At 37.7% G+C, this 25,117-nt stretch carries 17 protein-coding genes and 3 pseudogenes; 16 read left to right on the plus strand and 4 right to left on the minus strand.

The window, feature by feature from the left end; translation table 11 throughout:
* The first annotated feature begins 171 nt into the window (after window positions 1-171).
* The 13 genes from JG725_RS20195 to JG725_RS20255 all read left to right on the plus strand — a co-directional run bounded on the left by JG725_RS20195 (window position 172) and on the right by JG725_RS20255 (window position 18,737).
* The gene (locus JG725_RS20195) at window positions 172-1,479 is read left to right on the plus strand and encodes an AMP-binding protein (RefSeq protein WP_199379616.1); all 1,308 of its coding nucleotides are present in this window, start codon (window positions 172-174) and stop codon (window positions 1,477-1,479) included.
* A 2-nt stretch (window positions 1,480-1,481) separates the two neighbouring features.
* Window positions 1,482-2,570, plus strand: a complete 1,089-nt coding sequence (locus tag JG725_RS20200) for a hypothetical protein (RefSeq protein ID WP_199379619.1) — start codon at window positions 1,482-1,484, stop codon at window positions 2,568-2,570.
* On the plus strand, window positions 2,563-3,636 hold the full coding sequence (locus tag JG725_RS20205; protein ID WP_199379621.1) for a hypothetical protein: 1,074 nt from the start codon (window positions 2,563-2,565) through the stop codon (window positions 3,634-3,636). The genes JG725_RS20200 and JG725_RS20205 overlap by 8 nt, the downstream gene beginning before the upstream one ends.
* Before the next feature lie 25 nt (window positions 3,637-3,661).
* Window positions 3,662-5,503: an ABC transporter ATP-binding protein gene (locus JG725_RS20210; RefSeq protein ID WP_199379623.1), complete on the plus strand. Its 1,842-nt coding sequence runs from the start codon at window positions 3,662-3,664 to the stop codon at window positions 5,501-5,503.
* A 29-nt stretch (window positions 5,504-5,532) separates the two neighbouring features.
* Complete coding sequence (locus JG725_RS20215) at window positions 5,533-6,777, plus strand: condensation domain-containing protein (protein WP_199379625.1); 1,245 nt, start codon at window positions 5,533-5,535, stop codon at window positions 6,775-6,777.
* A 34-nt stretch (window positions 6,778-6,811) separates the two neighbouring features.
* Window positions 6,812-7,807 (plus strand): nucleotidyltransferase family protein, encoded by a 996-nt coding sequence (locus JG725_RS20220; protein ID WP_199379627.1) that lies wholly within the window; start codon window positions 6,812-6,814, stop codon window positions 7,805-7,807.
* Window positions 7,808-7,979: 172 nt separating this feature from the next.
* Window positions 7,980-8,210, plus strand: coding sequence for a phosphopantetheine-binding protein (locus tag JG725_RS20225; protein WP_199379629.1), 231 nt, complete (start codon window positions 7,980-7,982; stop codon window positions 8,208-8,210).
* 660 nt (window positions 8,211-8,870) lie between these two features.
* Window positions 8,871-12,857, plus strand: a complete 3,987-nt coding sequence (locus tag JG725_RS20230) for a non-ribosomal peptide synthetase (RefSeq protein WP_199379631.1) — start codon at window positions 8,871-8,873, stop codon at window positions 12,855-12,857.
* 237 nt (window positions 12,858-13,094) lie between these two features.
* The gene (locus JG725_RS20235) at window positions 13,095-15,305 is read left to right on the plus strand and encodes a radical SAM protein (protein ID WP_199379633.1); all 2,211 of its coding nucleotides are present in this window, start codon (window positions 13,095-13,097) and stop codon (window positions 15,303-15,305) included.
* Entirely contained in the window at window positions 15,298-16,428 is a 1,131-nt protein-coding gene (locus JG725_RS20240) for a radical SAM protein (protein ID WP_199379635.1), read from the plus strand. Before JG725_RS20235 ends, JG725_RS20240 begins: the two co-directional genes overlap by 8 nt.
* A gap of 2 nt (window positions 16,429-16,430) precedes the next feature.
* The gene (locus tag JG725_RS20245; RefSeq protein WP_199379637.1) at window positions 16,431-16,979 is read left to right on the plus strand and encodes an NUDIX domain-containing protein; all 549 of its coding nucleotides are present in this window, start codon (window positions 16,431-16,433) and stop codon (window positions 16,977-16,979) included.
* A gap of 4 nt (window positions 16,980-16,983) precedes the next feature.
* Window positions 16,984-17,658 carry a hypothetical protein gene (locus JG725_RS20250; RefSeq protein WP_199379639.1) on the plus strand — a complete coding sequence of 225 codons (675 nt, stop codon included), beginning with the start codon at window positions 16,984-16,986 and terminating at the stop codon, window positions 17,656-17,658.
* Between the two features lie 512 nt (window positions 17,659-18,170).
* Window positions 18,171-18,737, plus strand: coding sequence for a nucleotidyltransferase family protein (locus JG725_RS20255; protein WP_199379641.1), 567 nt, complete (start codon window positions 18,171-18,173; stop codon window positions 18,735-18,737).
* 208 nt (window positions 18,738-18,945) lie between these two features.
* On the opposite strand, the gene JG725_RS20260 is transcribed toward JG725_RS20255, so the two are convergent.
* Both JG725_RS20260 and JG725_RS20265 read right to left on the minus strand, forming a co-directional pair.
* A complete protein-coding gene (locus JG725_RS20260; protein ID WP_199379649.1) occupies window positions 18,946-19,440 on the minus strand; it encodes a 4'-phosphopantetheinyl transferase in 495 nt (164 codons plus the stop codon).
* Between the two features lie 525 nt (window positions 19,441-19,965).
* A pseudogene (locus JG725_RS20265) lies at window positions 19,966-20,178 on the minus strand (IS3 family transposase); the annotation flags it as partial.
* 63 nt (window positions 20,179-20,241) lie between these two features.
* On the opposite strand from JG725_RS20265, the pseudogene JG725_RS20270 reads away from it, so the two are divergent.
* A pseudogene (locus JG725_RS20270) lies at window positions 20,242-21,755 on the plus strand (IS3 family transposase).
* Between the two features lie 34 nt (window positions 21,756-21,789).
* Here the strand turns inward: JG725_RS20270 and JG725_RS20275 are convergent.
* Window positions 21,790-22,108, minus strand: a pseudogene (locus JG725_RS20275) (hypothetical protein); the annotation flags it as partial.
* A gap of 619 nt (window positions 22,109-22,727) precedes the next feature.
* On the opposite strand from JG725_RS20275, the gene JG725_RS20285 reads away from it, so the two are divergent.
* Window positions 22,728-23,021, plus strand: a complete 294-nt coding sequence (locus JG725_RS20285) for a DUF1778 domain-containing protein (protein ID WP_038921611.1) — start codon at window positions 22,728-22,730, stop codon at window positions 23,019-23,021.
* Complete coding sequence (locus tag JG725_RS20290) at window positions 23,018-23,512, plus strand: GNAT family N-acetyltransferase (protein WP_199379645.1); 495 nt, start codon at window positions 23,018-23,020, stop codon at window positions 23,510-23,512. Before JG725_RS20285 ends, JG725_RS20290 begins: the two co-directional genes overlap by 4 nt.
* Before the next feature lie 310 nt (window positions 23,513-23,822).
* Here JG725_RS20290 and JG725_RS20295 read toward each other — a convergent pair whose 3' ends face one another.
* The gene (locus tag JG725_RS20295) at window positions 23,823-24,875 is read right to left on the minus strand and encodes a thiamine-monophosphate kinase (RefSeq protein ID WP_199379647.1); all 1,053 of its coding nucleotides are present in this window, start codon (window positions 24,873-24,875) and stop codon (window positions 23,823-23,825) included.
* Window positions 24,876-25,117 lie beyond the last annotated feature (242 nt).

Raw genomic sequence — 25,117 nt, forward strand, 5'->3', positions numbered from 1 at the left:
GGGAAGAATATAACCATGACAGGACACATTCTTCATTAAATGATCTGACTCCGGCAGAATTTATCCGAAGTCACCAAAAAAGACAGATCCTCTAATTGATCCTGGGTCAGGATATGGGAGGAGGTCATTTTAACATTACAAGGTGATTCAATATTGTAATAAGGGGGGGGGATGAAGGTTATAACCGGGCATGGCAAAGTGTTAGACTATTGCGATATCATTGAAAAAAGTAAAAAAATGATTGGTGATTTATCCGAATTACCCAAATCTTGTGCTTTGTGTTGCTGGTCAGAAGAAAAAATAGATTATATTTATTGCTACGAAACGGCACTGTTATTAGGAATTCCATTCATCCCACTATCTTCATCAATAGAATACTGTGTTCACCATACTTTAATTGAATGTCTTCCATTTTCAGTTTTAGTTTATAAAAACAAATCTTGGGACAGGTTTGATAAAGAAGGAGACAACAGTATTGCTGATTGGCTCGATACAGCTGAAATGTGTTTTTTTACATCAGGTTCTATGGGAGAAAAGAAACTGATTTTTTTAACGAGAGATAACATCAGAACGGCAGTTTCTTCTATTCAAGATAAGTTAAAATATAGATATGAAGACCGCGTAATAAATTTTTTGCCTATGGCCTTCGACTACGGATTCTACCAGTATCTATTGGTAAAAAATGTTAATGGAACACTATGTTTAATAGATGAAGGTTTTTCGATGGGTTCAGTGAAACGTATTGATGAACTCAATATTACAATATTACCATTAGTCCCCTCTATGATTTCGGTATTTTATACTTTAAGAGGCAGAGTATTTAACGGGTGTTCAATAGAAAAAATAACCTCAACTGGAGAACCTGTATCCGAAGGGTTAATTAAACAAATAACTAGTCAATTTCAAAAAGCACGTTTTTACACAATGTACGGACTAACAGAGTGCAAGCGAGTAAGTATTTTAACTCCGGACGATGATCCAGATTATAAGGAATCTGTTGGCCGACCAATTTCATGCTCAGAAATATATATAAAAAATCCTGACCATCAAGGTATTGGCGAAATTGTAGTAACAGGAACAAATGTTGCAATAGGATCGCTCATATTTGGTTTCAAGGAAAAAATTCGTCGCGAATATTTTCAAGGGACACTGGAAACTGGTGATATAGGATTAATAGATAGTAAAGGGTTTTTATATGTTTATGGGAGAAATGATGCCCTAATAAAAATTTTGGGGCAAAGAATAAGCACTATAGAGATTGAAAATCAAACTTTGGACATATCTGGCATCATAACTTGCAAAGCATCAGCTGATAAATCAGGGTGCTATTTACAATGCATAGTTGAAAATGGAATAACAGAATCGCAAATACGTAAGTTATTATTGAAAAAGATGGGGACGATTGCGAGCAAGATAATCATTACAGTTACCAAAGATCTGAGTCTATCTCAAAATTATAAATTAATAAGGCCGAAATAATTATGGATGCAGAAAATAATAAATTCATCTATTGCCTTAAAGAAATAAAACTCCGCTACAAAGAGTTAACGAAAGCGATTCGGAATAGTAAAATTTATTATTCTTTAAAATCAAATAACAATGCATCAATTCTTGAATATCTTGTTAGCTTAGGTCTTGAAGCAGAAGTATCCTCACCAGGAGAACTAGATGCAGCAATAGGTTCTGGATTTAACACAAGCAATATTGTATATGGAGGCCCAGGAAAGACTGTTGATGAAATTTATTATGCTGCAGAAAAAGGAGTGACCTATTTTAGTCTGGAGTCACTTACGGAGTTATCCAGGTTAGATGCTGTTGAAGGCTTACTACAACTAAAACTAAAACGTATCATTAGACTATTTGTTGCTAACAATAAAGGTCGTCTAAACATGATGATGCCAAATTCAAAATTTGGTATCACAATTAATGAGTTGATATCATATATAACAAAGAGTAAAAAAATAATATATGGTATACATATATACAATGGAACACAGATAAATGAATCTGATTTCAGAAATTCGATACATCAAACTAATAAAGCAGTTCTTGATGTAGAGAGGGCAATTGGTTATAAACTAAAATATGTCAATTATGGAGGAGGGCTTGAGTGGCCCTATATGAAATCAGGAACTAAAATAATTACTGGCGAAAAGATAACAGGAATTATGGAAAATATAGAGGCGTGCTTTGAATTTGGACGTTATCTGGTAGCTTCAAGCGGAACATTAGAAATGGCTGTACTAGATGTGAAGGAGAGAAATGATCAGCAAGTATTAATTGTTAGTGCAGGAGTCAATATTATAAATGGTATTTCTGCTAGTGGCAGATTAATAAATCAAAAGCCAGATTTCAATATTGTTAAATGTCAAAGCTCAGCAAGATTGATACCAACAGCCATATATGGACCATTATGTACTCCTGTTGACTATATGACATTAGATACCTCATTGCCCAGCATGCAACCCGGAGATGTTTTGTCTATACCCAATTGTGGGGCATACGCGCAAAACACCGGACTTACGAATTTCCTCTTAAGGAAACCAGCTAAGGAGATAATAATTGAATAGCTTAGAAAATATCCATCATCACCTATTAAGTAGTTTTGGATTAACGTATTTTCAGAACTGTGATTTTAGAAATTGTTTTCCTACAGAATATTTCAACGCACTTAAAGATAAAAATGTACTCTATCATTTGATTACTGACTATCATTCTGCTGGCTCATTTATTAAAATCGCTTCTCTGATTGGAGAATATTCTATTTCCGCTTCACTTTGTTGGGTCATGCATAACCAGCAAAGTAACTCCATAAATAAATTGAATACAAATCTATATGCGGAATTATTAGAAAAGCAAATTTTAATAGCTTCGGCAACATCCGAATATGCTGGTAACTTGTTCAATAATCTCACCACATTAGATCATGGATTAAAAATTGATCGGCAAGCTCCTGTCTGCAGTTACAGGAATAATGCAGATTACTTCCTGGTCTCAGTAAAACATAGAGATTTACGTCCCACAGATCGATATCTAGTGTTGCTGCCTAAAGAGGACATAACAATCACTGATGAAATAAATTTAAGTACTACAAGATCAACAGGTAGTGGACCTATTAAGATAGAGCAGTTGATTGGCCCAGAACAAGTGATAGGTAAATTTTCAAGCGTATTTTCTTCTGTGTTTGTGCCTATCGGACATATTGGATGGATGTCTTCATATCACGGTGGTTTAACTGGAGTACTGGCAAGGTTAAGAAATTGCATCAGGAATAAAAAAAATAATTTGAAGATAAAATCAGAGGGGGAATTATTCCGTAACCGTATTGCACAAACAATTTCACACGAATATATGAACAGATGCCTAATTCAAGATGTATTGTATAAGACATATAATGATCCTGATAATTACCCTGCTCAACAGTTAAATATTGTCAAAACAGAGGTTTCTAGAAACTTACGTAACGCAGTCAGCATTCTTGAAGATGCATTAGGATCAAAATATACAATGACACCATTTGATGAGATTGGTGCTGAAATATTTTGTAGAGATGCAAAAGCAGCCTGCCTCATGGTGCATAATGACATGTTTTATAGAGATATTTATGATTTATGGCTTATTAATAGAAGTAATTAAGTGACAAATATGGATAGATGAAAACATGTATAGAAAGTTTGATGTTAATGAATGGTTTGCAGAATGGATAAAACCATTTGAGTACGATGGAACCATGCCGCCAAATTCAACGATGAGATTTATCATTCACTATCTAAAGCGTGCAAAATTTCCTGTAATCTTGATGCTTTTATTTAGTGGATTAGTAGCTGGAATAGAAGCGGGAATGTTCTATTTTATCGGTCGAATTATTGACATGATGAATAATTCACCGCAGGGTTTGACCACACTATTGAAAGAGTATGGTAATGAGCTTATCTTCATGGCTATTATTATATTGTTTGCAAGAACTCTATTCAGTTGGATATTGTCACTTATTCAAAATCTGACATTTACACTTAGTTTTAGTATGATGGTCAGGTGGCAAGTCTATTCGTACGTGTCTCAACAGGGAGTCGATTTCTTTAATAAGAACCATGCTGGCGCGCTTGAAAATAAAGTCTGGGAGTCAGGTGGTGCTTTAGGTAATTTGATAAGTACCTTTATACAAACACTTTGGTTTATCATAATTTATGCATTAATAACTGTTTTTTTGATTGGAAAAACAGAGCCAATTATAGCATTATTCTTGATAGGATGGTTTGCGACTTACTGCGTAATTGCAGTTATATTTGTCCCAAAAATCAAAGTATACTCTTTACAGCATTCTAATAGTGGAGCCAAAGCAAAAGGAACAATTGTAGACAATTTTTTAAACATTATTACTTTAAAGTTATTTGGTGCGACTGGGCAAGGAACTAACTTTGTTAGAAATTCGCTTAATGAATATTTTTTAGTTGCTAAAAAATTATCCGGACATATATCCAATGCTAACAATTTAATTACGTTGCTATCGAGTTTCATGTTAGCGATAACGACATGGTTCTCTTTAATAAGTTGGTCTGAAGGCACATCAACTCCAGGAGTAGTAGCTTTTACCATGGGACTAGTTTTGCGACTAAGTTCTATGCTTGCTGGCCTTTTATCTCAACTTAATATTTTGATGCGCCATATAGGTAGTTTGCAAAGCTCAGTAAAGCTTGTCGCCAAACCACTAATCTTAAGTGATACTCATAATGCAATTGAACTTGAAGTATCTCAAGGTGGGATCGTGTTTGAAAATGTTTCATTCGGATACGGCGCGGGTAAAAACATACTCAATAATTTAAATCTTAATATTAAGCCCGGAGAAAAAGTTGCGATTGTAGGTCCATCAGGTGCAGGCAAAACAACAATATTTAATTTACTATTACGTCTATATGACCCCAAAACGGGGCGAATAGTAATCGATGGAACTGATATAACAAAGGTCACACAAGTATCCTTGCATAATTCAGTAGTGGCTGTAACTCAAGATGGTGGATTACTTCATCGTTCAGTGAGCGATAATCTCGTTTTGGGTAGGGAGGATATCAATCAAAGTGATATAAAATCTGCGATCAAGCTTGCTAGAGCTGATGAATTTATAAATAATCTTGAAGATGATAAAGGAAGAACAGGGCTTGATGCCTTCGTTGGTGAAAGAGGGGTGAAATTATCAGGAGGACAGCGTCAGCGTATTTCAATTGCTCGTGCAATGCTAAAGGAGGCTTCAGTATACTTATTTGATGAGGCTTCATCTGCACTGGATAGTGAGAGTGAAGCTGCTATTCAAAAAGATATTCTTTCGAAGATAGAAGGCAAGACAATTGTTATGATTGCCCATCGTCTCTCTAGTATTACTACAATGGATAGATTGATTGTATTACGGAAAGGTGAAATTGTTGAGCAAGGTACACATGAACAATTGTTGGAAATGAATGGAACGTATAGTCGATTATGGAAACTGCAATCTGTTGGGTATCATTGATGATATAAAAACAGATAAGGTGATTTATCATGAAAGTTGATGTGACACCATTTCAATATCATGTACTTAATTGTGAAAAAATCTATCTTGCCGGTCAACGCAACATTGCTATTCTTTACGATTTACCGCGTGATGTGAATGAATTAAAGATAAAATTAGCAACCTTAGCTATTTTTAAATTATTTCCAGTGTTGAATACAACATTCGTAAAATGTGAAGATGATTGGAAGGGTATTTTAGTCGAGTATAATGAAGCAGTGCGATACTTAGAGATAGAATGCTCTATAGACGAATCCATCATGGAAGTTGCCAGTAACTTATTTCATAGCTACAATATGTCAATTGATATATCTAAAGGACCATTAAGTTTATTCACATTAATAAAAAAAGGGGGGGGCAGAAATCTATTATTTATAGGAAATCATATGACATACGATATGATTTCACTTCAAATAATTGAAAGCACATTTTTTAGGTTATTATATGACAAAAATAATATGCTTCCTCAATGCAACTATTTAGAGTGGGCAAAGAAAATTTCTATCTATTTTGATGAAACATTCGCCAATGATATTCCCCATTGGATAGAACAAAACTGGGATGATAGTACGCGAATTCCTGCATTAGATAATCAAACACGAAAATCTGCAACTCAAGAACGTTGGAGATATTTTTTCTCACGTTCAACAAGTCAATATTATTTATCATTGGTAGGGGGAGGAGTACAGTTAATTGATATTTTGCTTGTTAGACTTCACCAAGCAGTATGTGCATTTACATCCGCGTCAGATATGGTTGTCGAATTATGGGATAATGGTCGTGAATCTCTCAGATACCGACATTCTGTGGGGCCATTTGCAACATTCTGGCCATTTTTAATGGAATACCCCTCGGGAGAATTGTTAGATTCGGCAAAAAGAGTTGCTGCTAAAAGAACGGCAGCCCCTTCGAAACATGGATTCTTACTTGGGTGTTTTAAAAAAAATAGGACGAATTCAACTAAACTTTTTCAAAAGATACCTGAACCACAATTCAAAATAGATTTCACTGGATACTTCTCCACCGAAGTCCGTAATTCAAATAAGTTAAAAAGAATTGCAAAAGTAAAAAAACTAATTCCAGTTGACCATTCATCATATACACACATATCTTTAGTTTTTTCAGTTGTAGATGGAATTATTAATATGGATTGGTCGCATTCATCCTTTGCATATCAAAAGCGATATTTACAGGAAATTGCAAGATACATGACCACTCCTCCTGACATAATCTAATAGCATCACACTTACCTAACAAAGGGAAATACATATGCATAATATTGAAGGCATTAAAAACATTACTGTTTTAAACATTATATTTAACGACTATTTAGGAATAGAACATGACGTTAATATTTCTGACATCGTCAATGCAGATTTGCATTTTCTAGGCAAACATAAGTTAATTTCAATTTGGTATGACCTTATAACTAAAAAGGGGTTAGTAAATAAACTATCCAGTCATATCAATTACATGGTTTCATCATATATTTCCTATGTAAGACGTGAACAGGAACTAAAAATACAAGAAATGAAAAAAATTGGTGGTATTTTTGACCAAAATAACCTCCCGTATGCTGTAAGAAAAGGTATGGCACTTTCGTCATTTTATCAAGACAATACACATAGAATATATAATGACATGGATTTATTGGTAGAAAGCTCTAGCGTGGATAAATACAGAACCCTACTCCATGCTCAAGGTTATATTGAAGGCCTTTATGACTATAGTAAGAAAGAAATTGTTAGTCACTCTAGATCTGACTTAATAAAATATAGGTTAAGCCCCGATCATCATCCGCACATGTTAAAAGTCATTGATGGCGTACCAGTTTATATAGATCTTGCTTTCACATCATGCTGGCATATGCATGCTGACGAAAAATATTTTAGCATAAATAATGTAGACTCCGAAGATGTTGATGGCATACGCTGTTTAGCTAGAGAGTCTCTATATTATGACACTATATTTCATTTATATAGAGAAAGTCGATTTGTAAGTTCTTTAGAAAATAGGCCTCCATACTTTTTAAGCTACTTAGATTTAATGTTATTAATCAGAAAGGATAACCAGATTTTTTCGGCTGACTTCAAGGAAAATGATTTAATCAAAGAGGATATTTCAACTTTGCTATCAAATGATATTGATAAAATATTAAATCATGAAGCAATACTTAATGACTTTAAAAACAGAGGTGGTTTAAAAATCTTTTCATATATGTCTAAAAGCTCAACACTCGATGATGGATTATTACATAAATACTAAAATTAAAGCTTAAAATATTTAGGTTATTCAAGAATAAAAACATACAATTAATTCATGGCATCTATTCCTTCCTACCTAAGCACTCTCATTAAAAAATAATTCATTTGGTTGAATGAGTTCGATTTTTTAAAATAAGTATATCAAACTATTATCTGTAACAAGGAGCAAAGTAATGGTAAGTATAAGTGATGTTTGCGAGCAAATATCAGTCATTTTTCCGGATATCATCATCAATCCAGATGATGAATTGGATGCGGTTGGTATTGATAGCATGACTATGGTTCGATTAATTCTCCAGCTTGAGAGTACCTTCGATATAGTTCTCTCTGATTCGTTGCTTGGGCCAGAGACATTTAGAACACCACGTAGTATAACAAAGGCACTCAATATGTGTACTGACTAATTTTATATTTGGCCTGATTTACTTTAAGGTGGCATGTTTTGGTTTGATCATTAATAAAAAGTTATCCTTAGATTACTGTAAGCTTATATGATTTACTGGCTTAATGAAATTTTCTATTACTTTTATTCTTTATAATTAACCAGCTCTGTCCCTTAAAGTAATTTTTTGTTACTACTATAAGCTTTTAATTTTTGGTGGTTCCTTCTAATTCGCAAGTTATTACATCAAAAATCAATCGGTAGGAAATAGCATATATCAGCCTCTGGGTGTCTACCAATTTATTATTGGTATGTTTTTTATTATTAACGAATCACTTAAATCTATCGAATAAATAATGACGAATAAGAAGATGATGAATCAATATTTTAGGATTGAATATACTTACAGATACTCTTCTGTCAATGTATCTCTTCAATTAATTTATATTTATAACAATTCTTCCTTATTATTTTTTGCATGTGTTTCAATGCAATGTATAAACCCTCGAGTACTTCCTTAAGATTTTTTAAAATTATCCTTTGGCAAGATTTTAATAGTGATTTCTTATATAGAAGTAGTTGTGGCTTTGTATTCCTGATAAGTTATCACGTTACAAAAAATGATGACTAAATATTAGTTAAGTTTTGATTTGTTTAATTTTCTAACAGTGGACGTATAAAAATGAATAATAGTAATATTAAACATTCTCCTCTTACTTACCCCCAAGAGGGAATATGGTATGCCACACAAGCTAGCCAAACATCAAAATTATATGCAACAGGTCAAGCCTTATACTTGAGAGGAGACATCAATTTTAATAAACTTTCTTGTGCAATAGAGGCAGCTTTATCAGACTGTGAAGTACTTAGACATCATTTTTCGGCTATAGATGGTAAGCCATCATTTTCATTACTATCATCAAAGCAGCAAGTAGAGATATGCGACTTAAGTCTACAAGATAGACCCGCTGATATAGCTAGCGAACAAATGCAAAGATTAATACGTCAAGAAGTTGGTCAGGACAATCTTTATCGGCATGAGCATCGCTTATATGTGATCAATGAAAATGAAGCTATATGGTTCTCACGTATACATCATATAGCTTTCGATGCTTATGCGTACCATCTTTTACATCAACGCGCAGGGCTGCATTATAAAGCATTAATCTGTAATGATATTGCACCTTCGTGCAATTTTGTTGACGTTAGTCAATTAGCTGAGGATGATCAGAATTATAAAAATAGTTCTCAATATTCGGAAGATCATGACTATTGGTTAGAGCGCTGTAAACAAATGCCAAGTCCATCTTTCATTAGTGGGGCCGCAGAAAAGTTGACATTTGAAAGTATTTGTGCAGAGAAAACATTTAGCAAGGAATTATCATCCTTACTCATGAAGTTTTATGAAAATAATCCTAGAATATCATTAGCTGATATGTTTCTTGCCGCATTTACTAGTTATTTCTCCTCCTGTATTGGAGGAGCGCAGAATTTGCTATTTGGCTTACCTTGCATGGGGCGCAGAGATGATTATGGCAGCAATGCTGCCATCACTCGTAGTAATATTTTACCTCTTATCTTGGATATACCAGATAATGCCACCTTTTATGATGTATGTAAGGTAGTTGCAAAAAGTAAGCGGCAGCTGTTAAGGCATGAACGCTATCGTGGAGAATGGATAGGAAGGGCCATAGGAAAGATCGGCGACGCATTACCACTTTATGGAATAGAACTTAATATCTTGCCTCAATTGACATCTATAGATTTCGCGGGGCTTAAGGTTTCAGCTAAACATATCTCAACAGGTCCAGTACGCGATATAAATGTTCACTTGGAACTAGGTGAGGACATGACACCGGCTAGTTTAAGGTTAATTGCTAATTCTTCGCGACATAATTTACATGAAATAAAAATGCATATTTCGCGCATTTTTTACTGGCTACAACAACTGGTTTTAACCCCCGAAGCTCCGATACATAATTTGCAGCTGGCAATGCCTGAAGACTTTGTTTCCATTTCAAGCTGGAACGAAACCGACCATGCTTTATTATCAGATTCTATTATTGAATTATTTGAGCAGCAGGTTGAAACTGTACCCCACCAACCGGCTGTTGTAGACGATACCGGAGAATTGACATATTCGGAGCTTGATCTACATTCTCGTCGATTCGCAGTGGTTCTTGACCATCAGTTGAGTGGGGCTCGTGGCAAAGTAATTGGTGTGGCCCTTAAACGGAGCATAGAGTTAGAAATAGTACTGCTCGCAATTATCCGAGCAGGAGCTGTTATTTTACCACTCTCCTTAGAACTACCAGTGTTACGATTACAGAAAATGCTTGAGCAAGCTGGAGCATGTTTAACTATAACTGACCAGACAGAGCGAAATAGAGTACCGCAAGGGCATACGGTACTGGAGATTGAGTCGCTAAGTTTACTTGCTGAGCGATGTATGGATCCTTCATTACAAAACTTCGGTAAATTATCTGGATCAGAACCAGCTTATATCCTATTTACCTCAGGTTCCAGTGGAGAGCCAAAAGGAGTTATGGTTAACCATTTGGCACTAGCCAACCGTATTCAGTGGATGCAAAACGAGTACGATCTACAGCTTACTGATCGGGTGTTACAAAAAACCCCGGCTACTTTTGATGTCTCGATTTGGGAATTTTTTTGGCCTCTTACAAGTGGTGCGATGCTAGTTATGGCTAAACCTGGCGGACACACGGATCCAACCTATCTACTCAACTGTATTGAACACTATAAAATTACGACGTTGCATTTTGTTCCATCAATGTTAGCTTTGTTTCTGGATGCATTAGAACGCCATCCAATCACATTGCCATTACTCAGGGTATTTGCGAGTGGCGAAGCCCTACCTGCAGAATTAGTCCAACGCTATAATAAACTTCTCAATGCTCCACTCCATAATCTTTATGGGCCAACAGAAGCAGCAATAGACGTGACTTTTCATGCTGTTGTTAATTCTCATACCTATTGGAACGTGCCGATTGGACGTCCTATATGGAATACTAAAATTCATATACTTGACCCATTTGGAAAAACCACTCCAATAGGTATCCCTGGGGAGCTTTATATTGAAGGTATATGTCTCGCAACTGGATATGTAGGACAACCAAATCTTACTGCTGAACGCTTTACTGTCGATAAACATGATCGTCGCCTCTATCGGACTGGCGATTTGGCATGTTGGAACATAAATGGTGAAATAAATTACTTTGGCCGCATAGATCAACAAGTTAAAATAAATGGACAGAGGGTTGAGTTAGAGGAGATCGATGCCGTTATCCTCAAGTATCCACAAATCCATCAGGCATGTACAAACATGTATGACGGACGAATCATAGCTTACATAGTATCGAGTAGTGGTGAAGTTGATATCAATTTATTACTATCCTTTTGTCGAAAATTCCTTCCTACACATATGATACCACAATATGTTTTAGAAATTTTAGAGCTTCCGCTTAACAGTAATGGAAAGCTTAATCGTAAAGAATTACCAAAACCACCTGTTATTAAAAATAAAGGAATAGGTGTTCCCTCAAGTCTAATCGAGCAAAGACTCTGCGAATATTTTTCTGATGTACTTGAGCTATCGAAGGTTAGCCCTGATGAGAATTTTTTCGATTTAGGAGGTAATTCACTGAATGCAGTGGATGTGGCTGCCAGAATAAATTCTGGATTGGGTTGGGAAATAAGCATCGCTAACATATTTTCCCATCCGACACCAAAATCGTTAGCCGAGCATGGGCAGATTAATAATCTTAATATGCTTGATACTACCTTACTGCTCCGACCAAACCCGGCTAATTCAGAAACTGGTGTTCCGACTTTATTTTGCATACATCCCGCAGGAGGAATTGCATGGTGTTACAGTGGGTTGGCGCGTTTTATCAAAACACCTTGTGAAATTGTTGGTTTGCAGGCTCAGGGGTTAACTTCTGAAAACCATGCAATTCACTCAATGGACGAGATAGCAGAAGCATATGTGAACCGTATATGCGAACGTCAACCACATGGACCTTATTGGCTTATTGGTTGGTCCGTCGGGGGAATGATTGCTCATAGTGTTGCTGCTCGACTTGAGAAGCAGGGAAAAAAAGTCGGTCTACTAGCTATGATGGATTCATATCCCAGTGATTTGTGGCGCCGTTTTGCGTTTGAAGAACTTAATCCTCAGGAAGAAGAGAGCATGGCTTTGGCGGCATTACTTTTTATTGCAGGGATTGCTTTACCTTTTGATGGAGAGCTGCCATCTTTAATGGTGCCTAAAGGAAAAGTACTTGAACGCTCACAAGCAATTGATTTATTGAGGAATAATGGCAATGCTCTCGCAAGTTTAGATAATATTACTCTAGATAGGTTAATTGATGTAGTTATATTAAGTCGCCGATTGGTTGGCCGTACTAACCATGACGTGTTTAATGGTGATATATTATTCTTTAATGCTGCTGCGCCAAGAGCAGAAGATTGGCTTCATTCAGAGGCTTGGAGTCCATACGTACGTGGGCGGATCCAAAATATAAATATTGATTGTGATCACCCAGGAATGGCGAGAACTGAAGCCCTGCGTGAAATATCATTTCATTTAGATGAAGTTTTTTTTAATCTTTTGAGAGAAAATCGAAATAGAAAACCATCTCATATCTAATTTTTTATGACTATAGACCTCCTATTTATAAAATCATATTTAGAAATGTTATTTTTAAGTATAATTGATGGTTTCAATTCTCTCTATCTAACACCATCAGTATGATTATTCTGGCATCCTTTGTGTTACGGAGGAGAACTGGAAGACATACCATTAGCATACAATATTCTAATTTTGATTTTTTATATCCAACAAGTGCTTTGCAGTCATTTATAATTTATTAAAAGGATGTTTGTTATGCTTACAAAGAAATCTCAAACAATCAAAGTAATAAACAAGATAGAGTATAGGCCTATATTAGATAGTTTACCTATATTATTTTATAATTCTTTAAAAAAAACTGGAGTGAGTATTGATCTTAACATTGAGCGCATTCATAGACTATTTACATATTTTCTCGAGCCCAATATTTTTGAGAATTCGTTAAATGAGTTGCTACGTCCTTTTAACATCAAACTTGTAATTAGTGGAACTGTTGAGGATAGAATAGCTTTTATAATGGTAGACCGTAGTAAATCTTTTATATTCTCATTTGGCCGTAAATTTGAACATATCTTTGACAAAGTGATGATAGAGTCATTAAAAATAAGTGACGTTAATTCAAATTTTAGTAAAGCTGTTTTTGATGACGTGTTTTTGAAAGAAATAAATGATATGACCATTATGCTTACGAGTCTGTATCATCCTGAAGTTTTTCCTCTACCACGATTTCCTCTTGGTATTTCTGATTTGGCATATTCTATTAGGAAAAATCATCTTGGCAAGGTAAAGCTATTTGATATGCAATTTGGTAGTTCTGTAGATGAGATCTGTAATATAATTATAGAAAGTAAGCCGAAGCTAGTCGGTTTTTCTGCAACATTTGGTCAAAATGACATTTTAGATGCTTTTATATCGAAGCTAAAAAAATTACCTGCTGATTATAGTCCAACTATACTTTTTGGTGGTAGCCTGTGTGCATTAAATGTTGATAATATTTTGCAGTCTTTACCGAATTCTTTCATTGGTCTTGGACCTGGAGAACAGACTATTATTGATGTAGTAAAGTTTATAAAAGGGAAAATACCTCGAGAAGAAATTTGCGGTGTTGCTTTCATGGATATGAAACAAGATATATATAAAACTAAAAATATTAACAATCGGAATGCATATGATATCTTACCGGATCTAGATTTATTACCAACAACTTTAAAACACTCAGGTATCATGCAACTGGAGTCAAGCCGTGGTTGTAGTTATTCATGTTCGTTTTGTCCCCGAAGTCACAAGGGAATATGGTCAGGAGAGGCATCAAATTCAATAAATGGTCTGCTACCATATATACATAATGAATTTAATAAAAACCCAGAAATTGCTCGGAAAATTTTTTTAGTAGATGAAGAGTTTTTTGGATATCATTCGCTATCCGATCAAAGAGTTATAGGATTATCAAAAGAACTTCTGAACTATGGTTTTAAGTTTGAAACAAGTTCTCGTATTGATCAGGTATTTCGCCCGCAAAAAAACCATGAATGGCATATTAATCGCTTAAACACATGGAAGCTTTTGCTTCGTAATATGAATCGTTGCTTATTCGGCGTTGAGTCTGGCGTCGACACTATTTTGACACGATTCAATAAAAAGACGACTGGCAAGCAGAACGTTACAGCTATTAGAATACTGTCATTACTAGGAGTTCCGATTAGATATACATATATCATATTCGATCCTCTGATGGACTTTAATGAGCTAGTTCAGACCTTCCAGTTTATCAGCAGAACTGATTTAATTTTAAAGAAGGATGATAAATTATCCCCTTCAGATATAATTTATCTTTCTCTTGATGATAAAAAATCAATTGAAGTATGTTCAAAGACACCATTTTATAAAAACATCAGTTATATGTTGGTATCTATGGAGTGTTTGACAGGTTCTGATTATACAAAAATGGCTCAAATAGCTGGGTTGCTAGGAAATAATAATTTCCAAATGGGTAGAGTTAATGCCCGCTACAAAGATTATCGAATTGGATTATTCAGCTACCATAGCCAATTATGGATTGATAAGAATTTCTCCCTTGACTATATACTCAAGAGTCTTCAAAAAATTTCAGATAGTGATACGTACGACAAAATAAATACAATGAGAATAAGGTTAAAGGATTATTCCTATCAACTATTAGGTGACATGATTAACTTAGAAAGAAGTGTAGACGTTTACAACAAACATCATATCGTTGATGGACTGTATTTTTCTTATTTAAAAAATTGTTGGAAGACACAAGAACATGCTGGCAAGTCAGAAGTTCTTGTCAAAATTCTCGACATTTACTTTAACAATTTAAAGTCTGCAATTTGTAACGATTTTAATTCTCTGAGTGAACTTTTGCCTGAGGATTCTTTAAGGTTATTACGAGATGAAATTTTACTTTGGCAGAAGAGCAATCGATGGAGATTAATAAATGAGTAAAATGTCAGCTATTGAGATTAAAGCACTTGCTTTAGCAAAAGGTGTATCCTTTACTGAAAGATTCTTATCTACGTTTCGTGAGCCTTTTTTAGAGAAAAGACGTGCATATGGAAACAGTGATTCTTTAAAGTACTTAGATAAATCCATACCTCAAGAGTTTTACATTCTTCCAGAAAGAATTATTTGTGCAGTTAACACAAGAGATGACAGTGATTTGATTATTGATTATCTTGATGGTGAGTTTACACTGGGAACAAATGACCTCAAGCTTTGCACTGTTACTTTTCCAATTCGCCCAACCTTTTATAATTCGAATTTAACTGACGGTACACTTACCAGAAAAATTGGAACATTATATGGAGGGGCTGCACTTGGGCTATTTGTTTATGGTTCTTGTAGTTTAGTTCAAGATAACGTTGGCTGTAAGTATTGTTCAATAAAACCAAATAAAGAATTTGGGCGAGATTTTGCTCATAGTTTAACTGAATTACAGGTCTATGAAGCCGTAGAAAATGCAATAACGCAAGATCCTGACAAAGTCTCACAAATCATGATTAACGGCGGGATTTTTAAAGATCATGATAGAGGTTTTTTACACTATACCAGGCTATGCGAGGCTGCAAGAAATGCATTGGATCGACATAATAGCAAATCAGAACTGCATTTGATCTCATACCCTCCGAATGATTTAACATTGCTCCAACGGTTGAAGCATTTGAACTTATCGCTCGCGATGAATAGTGAAGTTTTTGATAAGAATCTATTTAATAGCTACTGCCCAGGAAAAAATCAGCAGCACATTAGACATGCATTAGACTCTGCGGTAAAAATACTCGGTGAAGGAAGTGTTTACTCTATATGTGTAGGTGGCCTTGAGTCTTTATCTTCCTTAACTCATGGAATGCGGAGCTTAGCAAATTCCGGTATAACACCTGTGATTAACATCTTCCACCCCGATCCACTAACAGAACTTGAATCATACCCCGCACCCAGAGCAAACTCTATTCTTAATATGGGCAAAGCATTGCAGACTATTTATCAGGAAAATTCATATATGAAACCATTTTATTCTGACTGCGGTAGAAACTCCATTGACTCTGAAGCATATAAGGGATTGTTTTAGCTATGTATGATGATAAACATCAACTGCAGTCAATCCTTTCTGCTTTAACCAATATAAGTCCAATAGATCATATTGAGTTATCAGACATTAATGTTGCTAGAGCATTGGTATGCTCTGAAGAGAAATTTATAAGATCCCCAAGTGAAAAGTCTAACAAGCATATAGTTGTTATCATATTATTACTTCGAAAGAACTATATTTTATTGGGTAATCATGTCAAGGCTTGCGATTGGTTACCTATAGGAGGACATTTAGAGCCACTAGAAACGTTGACGGAATGCGCTCTTCGTGAACTTGGGGAGGAGTTGTATTTGAAAGATCCTGGAAATCTCTCAGGCCCTTTTTTTGTTAGTCAAGTTATTACCAATGACTTGATCGATAAACACACTGATGTAGGTTTCTGGTTCATTTTAAAACTAGACGATGATATTTCAAAATTAAGTTTTAATAATGAATTCAGTGAATTAAAATGGTTTGATTTAAGAGAGTTACCAATTACACCACTAGGCCATAACTTAAGTAGGGCCATCCAAAAATTGCCACGAGATTAAAAATATGACTAACCATTTCATTTGTTTTGAAGGAATAGACGGTTCAGGTAAAACAACAATTGCCCATGAGTTCGTCAACTATGGTATTGCTCATGGACATAAAATGTTTTTCCTTGATAAAAAAAATACTGACGCAATCGAGGATAATTTTGCAAAGCATCAGCTCGAGAATATTAAACGAGCTCTTTGGGATTATCCTATAGACGGAAATTTATCTGTCATGGGTGATTATCACTGGCTTACTCTGCTGGCTTCATGGTATGCCGCTTTATATGAAGCATGCGTTAAACCTAAATTGCAGGAAGGTTATACTGTTGTCTCCGATGGGTGGGTTTATAAGTACATGGCCCGTTTTTCTATGAAAAAAAGTTTTCCATCAAATTTGGTTGATTCTATTTTTAATATGGTAGGTCAACCTGATTCAATATTCTTAATTGATATTAGCCCGCAAGTAGCTTTCTCAAGGAAATTTGAAGTGAAACCATCTGAAAGTGGTCAATTTGATGGTGAAAGTGAAAGCAGTTTAGAGCAAGGATTTATTAATTATCAAATGAAAGTTATAAATAAGTTAGAAGCAGTACTTTGTAACCGTTTTGTTCGCCTTAACAACAATGTTGACCATGAAATTTACACATTAGTTGAAGATTCATTTTCTTATTATCTAAACGATAAAATATAATATAAGTTGTCGGTTGTACTATATTTATGCAACCGACAAATCTTCTTATAAACACTTGATGTACATTTAAATTGCCATAAATGTATTTGTCTTCCCCCCTCCAATATTACCGATTATTATATTAAGCAATTCTACACTACCTCAACTTTCATTCTTTTTTCCGTAGCATCCCGAACAGACCTTATGGATAAATCTTTTTTTCTTAGCTCCACTAACTTATTCGCTGTTAAGGTAACTTAACTTCTGTATATGTATGGCTTACTAAGCAACTTCCGATGTAAAATGGTCAATTAAATAAATATTCAATTAAATGCTTTACTTAGTCTTAACATCTGTAACTTTTCAGAATGAATTTTCTTTACAATTGAGTTAATTGACGTCAATTTTAAAGTTTATTGCTTTTCAACTATTTCTATAAGGACATTGTGTTTGTATATTCAGTTTGTTTTTTAATAAATACTGTGTTAGCTTAGTAAAGTTAATTTTTAATGTACAGTGTTGGTTTTATGAAAATGGCATATGAAGATGAATTAAAATCGATAATTCTATCTACTGACTGGTTGATGCTTTCACTCAAGACTGCAAGGGATTTAAACTTACCTAATTGGTATATTGGTGCAGGTGCTATCAGGAATACGGTATGGAATAAACTTCATAATTTCACCAATAAGGATTTTCTTTCTGATATAGATTTGATCTATTACTCAGAGTCAGTACCTTATGTAAATTTTGATAACGATATTGAAAATAAGTTAAATCACTCATCTGATGGATTCATGTGGGATGTAACAAATCAATTTTATGTAGATGTATGGTACGAAAGTTATTATGGGGTTAAGATTTCAAAAATTAAATCTTCCGAAGATGGAATATCAATTTGGCCAGAAACCTCAACTGCAGTAGCTGTTAGGTTGGATTCTGACGATAATTTAATTATTGCAGCACCTTTTGGATTAGATGACTTGTTCAATTTGCAGTTGCGCTGGAACACAAAAGTTGTTTCCCAACGGTACTTCTTAGACAGAGTAAATGAAAAGCAATTTTTAAAAAGATGGCCTAAACTATCAATGGCTAATTGAAATAATTGTTAACATTATTATAAATAATGTGACTATAAGATATCTATAACTCTCGCATTGAAGGAATTTTTTATCAAGAAGGTACGTTTAACTCATTTATTGCTTTCCGATGTGACGTTCTATTAACTAAACAGTTAAACAGTTAAACAGTTAAACAGTTAAACAGTTAAACAGTTAAACAGTTAAACAGTTAAACAGTTACACTTACTCATTGGATATCAATTAACGTCATTATTTCATTATTTCTAACTCTAAATACCCCTTCAAACATACGGTTATTACAAAATCCCGCGTGCATGTTCTTTAGCAATTCAAGCTTGAATGTATTTTTTTTCATGTCAATTTCAATAATCTGTGTATCTAAAAAATAAAAATAATTTTTCAGCATCGGGTATAGTGCCTTGAATAAACTTTCTTTAGCAGAAAATACTATTGTTAATAACCGCTCAAATGGTTGCTGTTGTTGACACAATAGGTCATATTCCGAACTATTGATAATTTTGCACCATAGTTCCTTTGCTTGTTTGTAAGGAATTTGTTCCTCTATATCGATGCCTACACTACCATTTATCCTTTTAATATTTTCAGCGCATATTACTTTCTCAGAGCTATGACTTATAGACCCACTTACATTTATTGGCCATATAGGTTCACGAGCACTTCCTTGTAATACGGTAAAGTTGCTATGTCCTAGTTCTTCCAATACTTAGCATGCTAAGTACCGACCGGCAAGAAATACAGCTCTGCGTTTCTTTACAGCTGAATTAAGGAGTGTCGGAAAATAAATATCTAAAGCACGATAATAGTAGTCATAATAATAATCTGTAGAAAAATAACATGTTGCAATATGTCCGGGGTAACCGTCTATATTCAGCCACTCAACATCTGTTATAAATTTAGAAAACATATTCGTCCTTATTTTTTGTAATGAAAAATAAATTATAAATTTAATTAAGTACAACGTCATTTTTTTAAGTTTCAAAGATTAAGTTCGCTAAAATTATACATAATTATATCTTTTAATGTTATACTCAATTAATCATCGTTGTGCCAAGAATTCATTAAGTTACCTCGATTTTCGTATTCTTAACATGAGCTACGTCAGCATCTTAAGGGAAAGCGTTCCGTGCCCGGTATAATTACTTTTTTTCTACGGGGCAAAAGTCAGGTCATGACTCAGACTTGCTGGTAATGGTTGTGATCCTACCCGCGTAATGTGGACACGGTCCTAAGCGAGGTTCTGGTTTTCAAATCGTTCCGGGCTGAGGCCGCCACAGGCACTGTGGCGTCTCCATCGATTGTAATCGCACACGATATAATTAAACACTGTCGTCCACATTATTTCCCGACTGTCAAAGCGTTCTCCGTGGATGCATGCCACCTCCAACGAGCGGAAGAAGCTTTCCACACAGACATTGTCATAGTAGCAACTCTTTGCACTCCCCCTCTGTCAGGATAGATGGCACCCCTATCGAAAACAATAATGACAAGATGGGAGCAGATCGTGAAGCGAATTTCACCAGAACGTAAATCAGCCGCACTGGCTAAATTACTGCCGCCCTACAACATGACCGTCACCGCAGTTGCACAGATGGAAGGGATATCAGAAGCTACCCTCTATAACTGGCGTAACAAGGCGAAAGCAGAGGGAATACCGGTGCCGGGTGCAGACAAAACCACAGACCAATGGTCAGCCGATGCCCGGCTGGCAGTGATTATCGAAACCGCCACACTCAGTGAAGCGGAACTGGCGCAATACTGCCGTAAGAAAGGGATTTATCCTGAGCAGATTAGTCAGTGGAAACAAGGATTTTTGCAGGTATCTTCGCCTAATGATAAAGCCGCGCTCAGACAAAGCCAGAAAGAAGTCAAGCAACTGAAACGCGAACTGGTTCGTAAGGAAAAGGCGCTGGCGGAGGCGGCAGCGATACTGGTGCTCCGAAAGCAGTTGCGGGACTTCTACGGGGAAACCGACGAGGACGACTGACATCCGGCACAGAGCGACAGGTCCTGGTGGGTTATGTGCGCGAAGCGATGGTGTCAGGCGCTCGGTTGTCGGTGTCGCTCACTGAAGCCGGATTAAGTGAGCGGACGTGGCGACGCTGGCAAATCGCGATGGAGGACAAGCGTGCCAGCGCAGTCAGACCCTCGCCGGCGAACCGGCTAAGTGCGCAAGAAGAGCAACAGATACTGGCGGTGTGCCATCAACCCGCGTATGCCAGCCTGCCCCCGTCACAAATCGTGCCGGAGCTGGCTGATAACGGGATTTATCTGGCGAGTGAATCAACCTTCTACCGTGTGCTGCGTCGGCATGGAGAAGCGCATCGCCGGGGACGACAGCGAGCGGCACAGAAAGTCACCCCGGCAACGACCTGGCAGGCCAGTGGGCCGAATCAGGTGTGGACATGGGATATCACATGGCTCCCGTCAACCGTGAAGGGACGCTGGTTTTACCTGTATCTGTTGGAAGACCTCTTCAGCCGAAAAATCGTGGGATATGAAGTGTATGAAACAGAAAGTGGCGAGCAGGCAGCCGCCCTGATACAGCGCACGGTACGTCGGGAAGGATGCTGGCAATGTCCGCCGGTGCTGCATGCGGATAATGCGGCGGCGATGAAGTCGCAGACGTTGCAGATGAAGCTGCATGAGTTGGCAATAACGCCGTCTCACCGCCGGCCAAGGGTCAGTAACGACAACGCGTATGTGGAGTCGTTGTTCAGGATGCTGAAATATGTGCCGCAGTAGCCGTCATCGGGGTTCGACAAGTTAGATGATGCGCGTGAATGGGTAGAGAGTTTTACCCGGTGGTATAACGAAACGCATCGACATAGCGGCATCAGGTACGTAACGCCAGGCCAACGGCACCGGGGCGAAGATGGCAGGGTGCTGAAGAAGCGGGATGACGTGTACCAGATGGCAAAAACGCAACGACCTGAACGCTGGTCTGGCAGGGCAAGAAACTGGCAACCGATAGGCGAGGTAGTGCTGAATCCAGAACGAGAAAAACAGGCAGCCTAAATCAACCGGGGGGGCCAACTATCTTGACACTTACCGCACTCATGCTGCCACGCAGATTATGCCGCTTCAGCAGGGCCTGATATTCCGCTGAACAGTACTGACCACCCCAGTTGGTATGAACAATGACATTTTTCAGGCGTTTCGGCGCCACAGGTAGTAGATGAACACTACAAGGTACAGCCAGAGCCCTCATCGGTACGTAAGCACGTGATGTCTCCAGCCCATTTCTGGTTCGGTCCGCTGGCGTAAAAATCTTGTTTCAACAGATTCTCCGATACCGGCAAACTATGTGCACGGTAACTGGCCGCACTGAACTTCCGGCTGGCTTTCGCCCGTAGCCAGCGAGACTTCAGGATAGACACCCAGAGCTAGCGTTTTCTCTTTACCCAGAAACCGGTAGCGAAGCCGCCAGTAGCGGGAACCGTTAGGGTGAACAAGCAAAAACATGTTGCCGCTGTCGGCAAGTTTATAAGGTTTTTCATCCGGTTTAGCTGCACGGATTTTAGCGTCAGTGAGCGCCATTGGCGGTATCTCCTGATAGTAAAGGGGTATAAATTTTATCGAATCAGACTATACTCTCAGTTGTACCCTCGCAAGGGACTTGATGCGGGTTGAAGTTGATTGAGTTGGGTGGAGTTAAGGGATTGTAGAGATGGTGATTTGTGCGGGCTTAGAATGCAAAAACGGACCTCCGTGGAGGTCCGTTGATATGAATTTGGTGCCCGGACTCGGGATCATTCAGGTTTCTATTAAGTTGAAATGTAGCATAAATTCTAATCACTATAGTTGTCAAGACCCGTAGGTTGACCCGTATTTTTATAGATAGATCAGAATGATGGGATGCATACGATAAAGAAATGTCCGGTTCGTTCCTTCGGTTCGATTCCCCATTGATACCGATAAATCGTAATGACATTAGCGTTACGGTTGCTGTATGATTAATATCCAGAGAGTATATTCGAGGATAACATCATGCCAGCGACGAACAGCGTTTCTGTTAAACGCGAAACACTAAATTTACGCATCAAACCCGCAGAACGCGATCTAATCGATCGTGCTGCGAAGGCCAGAGGAAAAAATCGTACTGATTTTGTCCTTGAGGCTGCGCGTGCCGCCGCAGAGGAAGCGTTGATCGATCAGCGCATCATCATGGCAGATCCTGATGCTTATCAGGAATTTCTTGCTCGTTTGGATCAGGCTCCTGCACCAAATGCCGCGCTGCGAAAAACCATGCAAACGCCTGCACCGTGGGAACAGAAAAAATGATTTCCGCCCCTGAGCCACTCCGCGCCGAACATATGCTTTCCTCGTTCTGTTGCGGCGTGGAGTCTATGGACAACTGGCTGAAACAGCGGGCGATGAAAAATCAGGTCACTGGCGCATCACGAACTTTCGTCACTTGCGATGACTCAAAAGTGTTGGCGTATTACTCATTGGCTTCCAGTGCCGTGGCAACGAATGCCGCCCCCGGACGCTTTCGCCGCAATATGCCCGACCCGATTCCGGTGGTAGTGCTGGGACGTCTTGCGGTGGATACGTCATTGCATGGTCAGGGAGTTGGCCGTGCTCTGATACGTGATGCTGGGCTAAGAGTGATTCAGGTGGCGGATACTATCGGCATTCGCGGGATGCTGGTTCATGCGCTGTCCGACGACTCGCGGGAGTTTTACCTACGGGTGGGGTTTGAATCTTCACCAATAGACCCGATGATGCTGATGGTGACGTTGGGGGATTTGGTGGGGAGTTTATCAATTTGACATTAATATCGTGCCCGTGAATCTCAAAAATTTAATGGTTCGTTTTAGTTGGATGCTTACATTATCACTGCTCTGTGTCAGCTCATCAATATACTGGCGGATTTGCTGTATTTTTTGCAGGTAAAAACACAGTTTAAGGGTTATCCGCACTCGAAAATCAGACAGTCCAAGTCTGCAGAATGCAGAGTCCGGAACTGACGTAACCCTTGCCTAATACCGTGCATCTTTATAGACCTGAAACAGCTCCGCATGCAGCACAGATAAACCTGGGTGCTACATGCGGAGGTGTTTTCATGTATTTAATCTCCGATTAAATCTTTTCCTTCAGAAAAGAGAATTCAGTCAGTTCAGAAAAGTAATCTGTTTCTTTTTCCATTGTTCTTCGAAAGTGCTCATTTTTTAAATCTAAAGTTAACTCGTAGTCTGTCCCAGTCAGGAAAGATCGATATCTTGGCTTGTCTGCTTTTACGATTGTTCCAATTTTAGTCACATCAAGACCGTCCGGTATCGATGATATCGCACTGTCAGCAGCTTTCTCAGACATTGAAAAGAGGATTCCCCAGTCACCTACGGTAAAAGCAAAATTTGATTTATCAATGTTCAACTCGTTCGAAGCGCGTTTTGCTAAATGATGTAGTGGAAAGGAATCGATATTAATGAGGGGTGCAAATCCATGTTTGCTAAGCAAGGACAACCCATCAGCAATTCCATCGCTTAGATCAACCGCTGCTGTCACTCCACCATGAGAGAAAAGGTATCTGGCCTCATCCCAAGCGCATGTTGGAAGCGAAAGAGATTGTAGAATTTCGGTATTTTCCTCCGCAGCTTTAGAGCGTAATAAATACGCAGACGCAAATCCTCCTAGTCGGCCGGCAAGGAGCACAGTATCGCCTTCTTCGGCTGAACGTCGGCTGACTATTGCGTCTTTCTTTATTGTTCCAAACGCAGCGCCCACCACATTAGCTTCACCACCTTCCTTCGTATCTCCTCCTACAAACGCAACTCCTTTTTCCTTGCAAGCATTAGCAGCTCCAGCAACAATTGCTTCAACGTCAGAGGATTTCCAGTTACCTGGTACAGTGATGGAGAGCATAAAGCCTGTTGGCGTTGCTCCAACAGCAAGAATATCACTAAGGTTGGCTGTCACGGCTAATCGTCCCCACATCTGAAAGTCCGTCCATCCTTTATACGCTGCAATAGGTTTAGCTGCGCGATCAATTTTAAAGGCGATAGCAATATCGGGAAGTCCAATATCAACAATGCTCGCGTCGTTTCCAAAACCATTAAGGAAACTATCTGATTTGTTTAACCTAGGCAGAAGTGATCGTAAAAAAGATTTTTCCCCAATCTCATGCATTAGCATTTTGCATCTCCGAGTAATGAGTGAATTTCTTCCAGAGTTTTACGTGTCATAACAGAATCTAAGCATCTAGCTGAACTTAATGAGTTATCTGAATGTGGCTGCTTACTATACACATTATGACCTGCCCCCAGGATTAGATACAACACTCAGTTAGTAATGTCGGATCCTTCACTCTCAGAATTACCCTTTCTCCAGGCCGCCGCAAATTCAGACGGCGTCTGATAATTCAGCGCGGAGTGCGG

This window comes from Brenneria sp. L3-3C-1 (genome assembly GCF_016456245.1).
GTDB lineage: Bacteria > Pseudomonadota > Gammaproteobacteria > Enterobacterales > Enterobacteriaceae > Brenneria.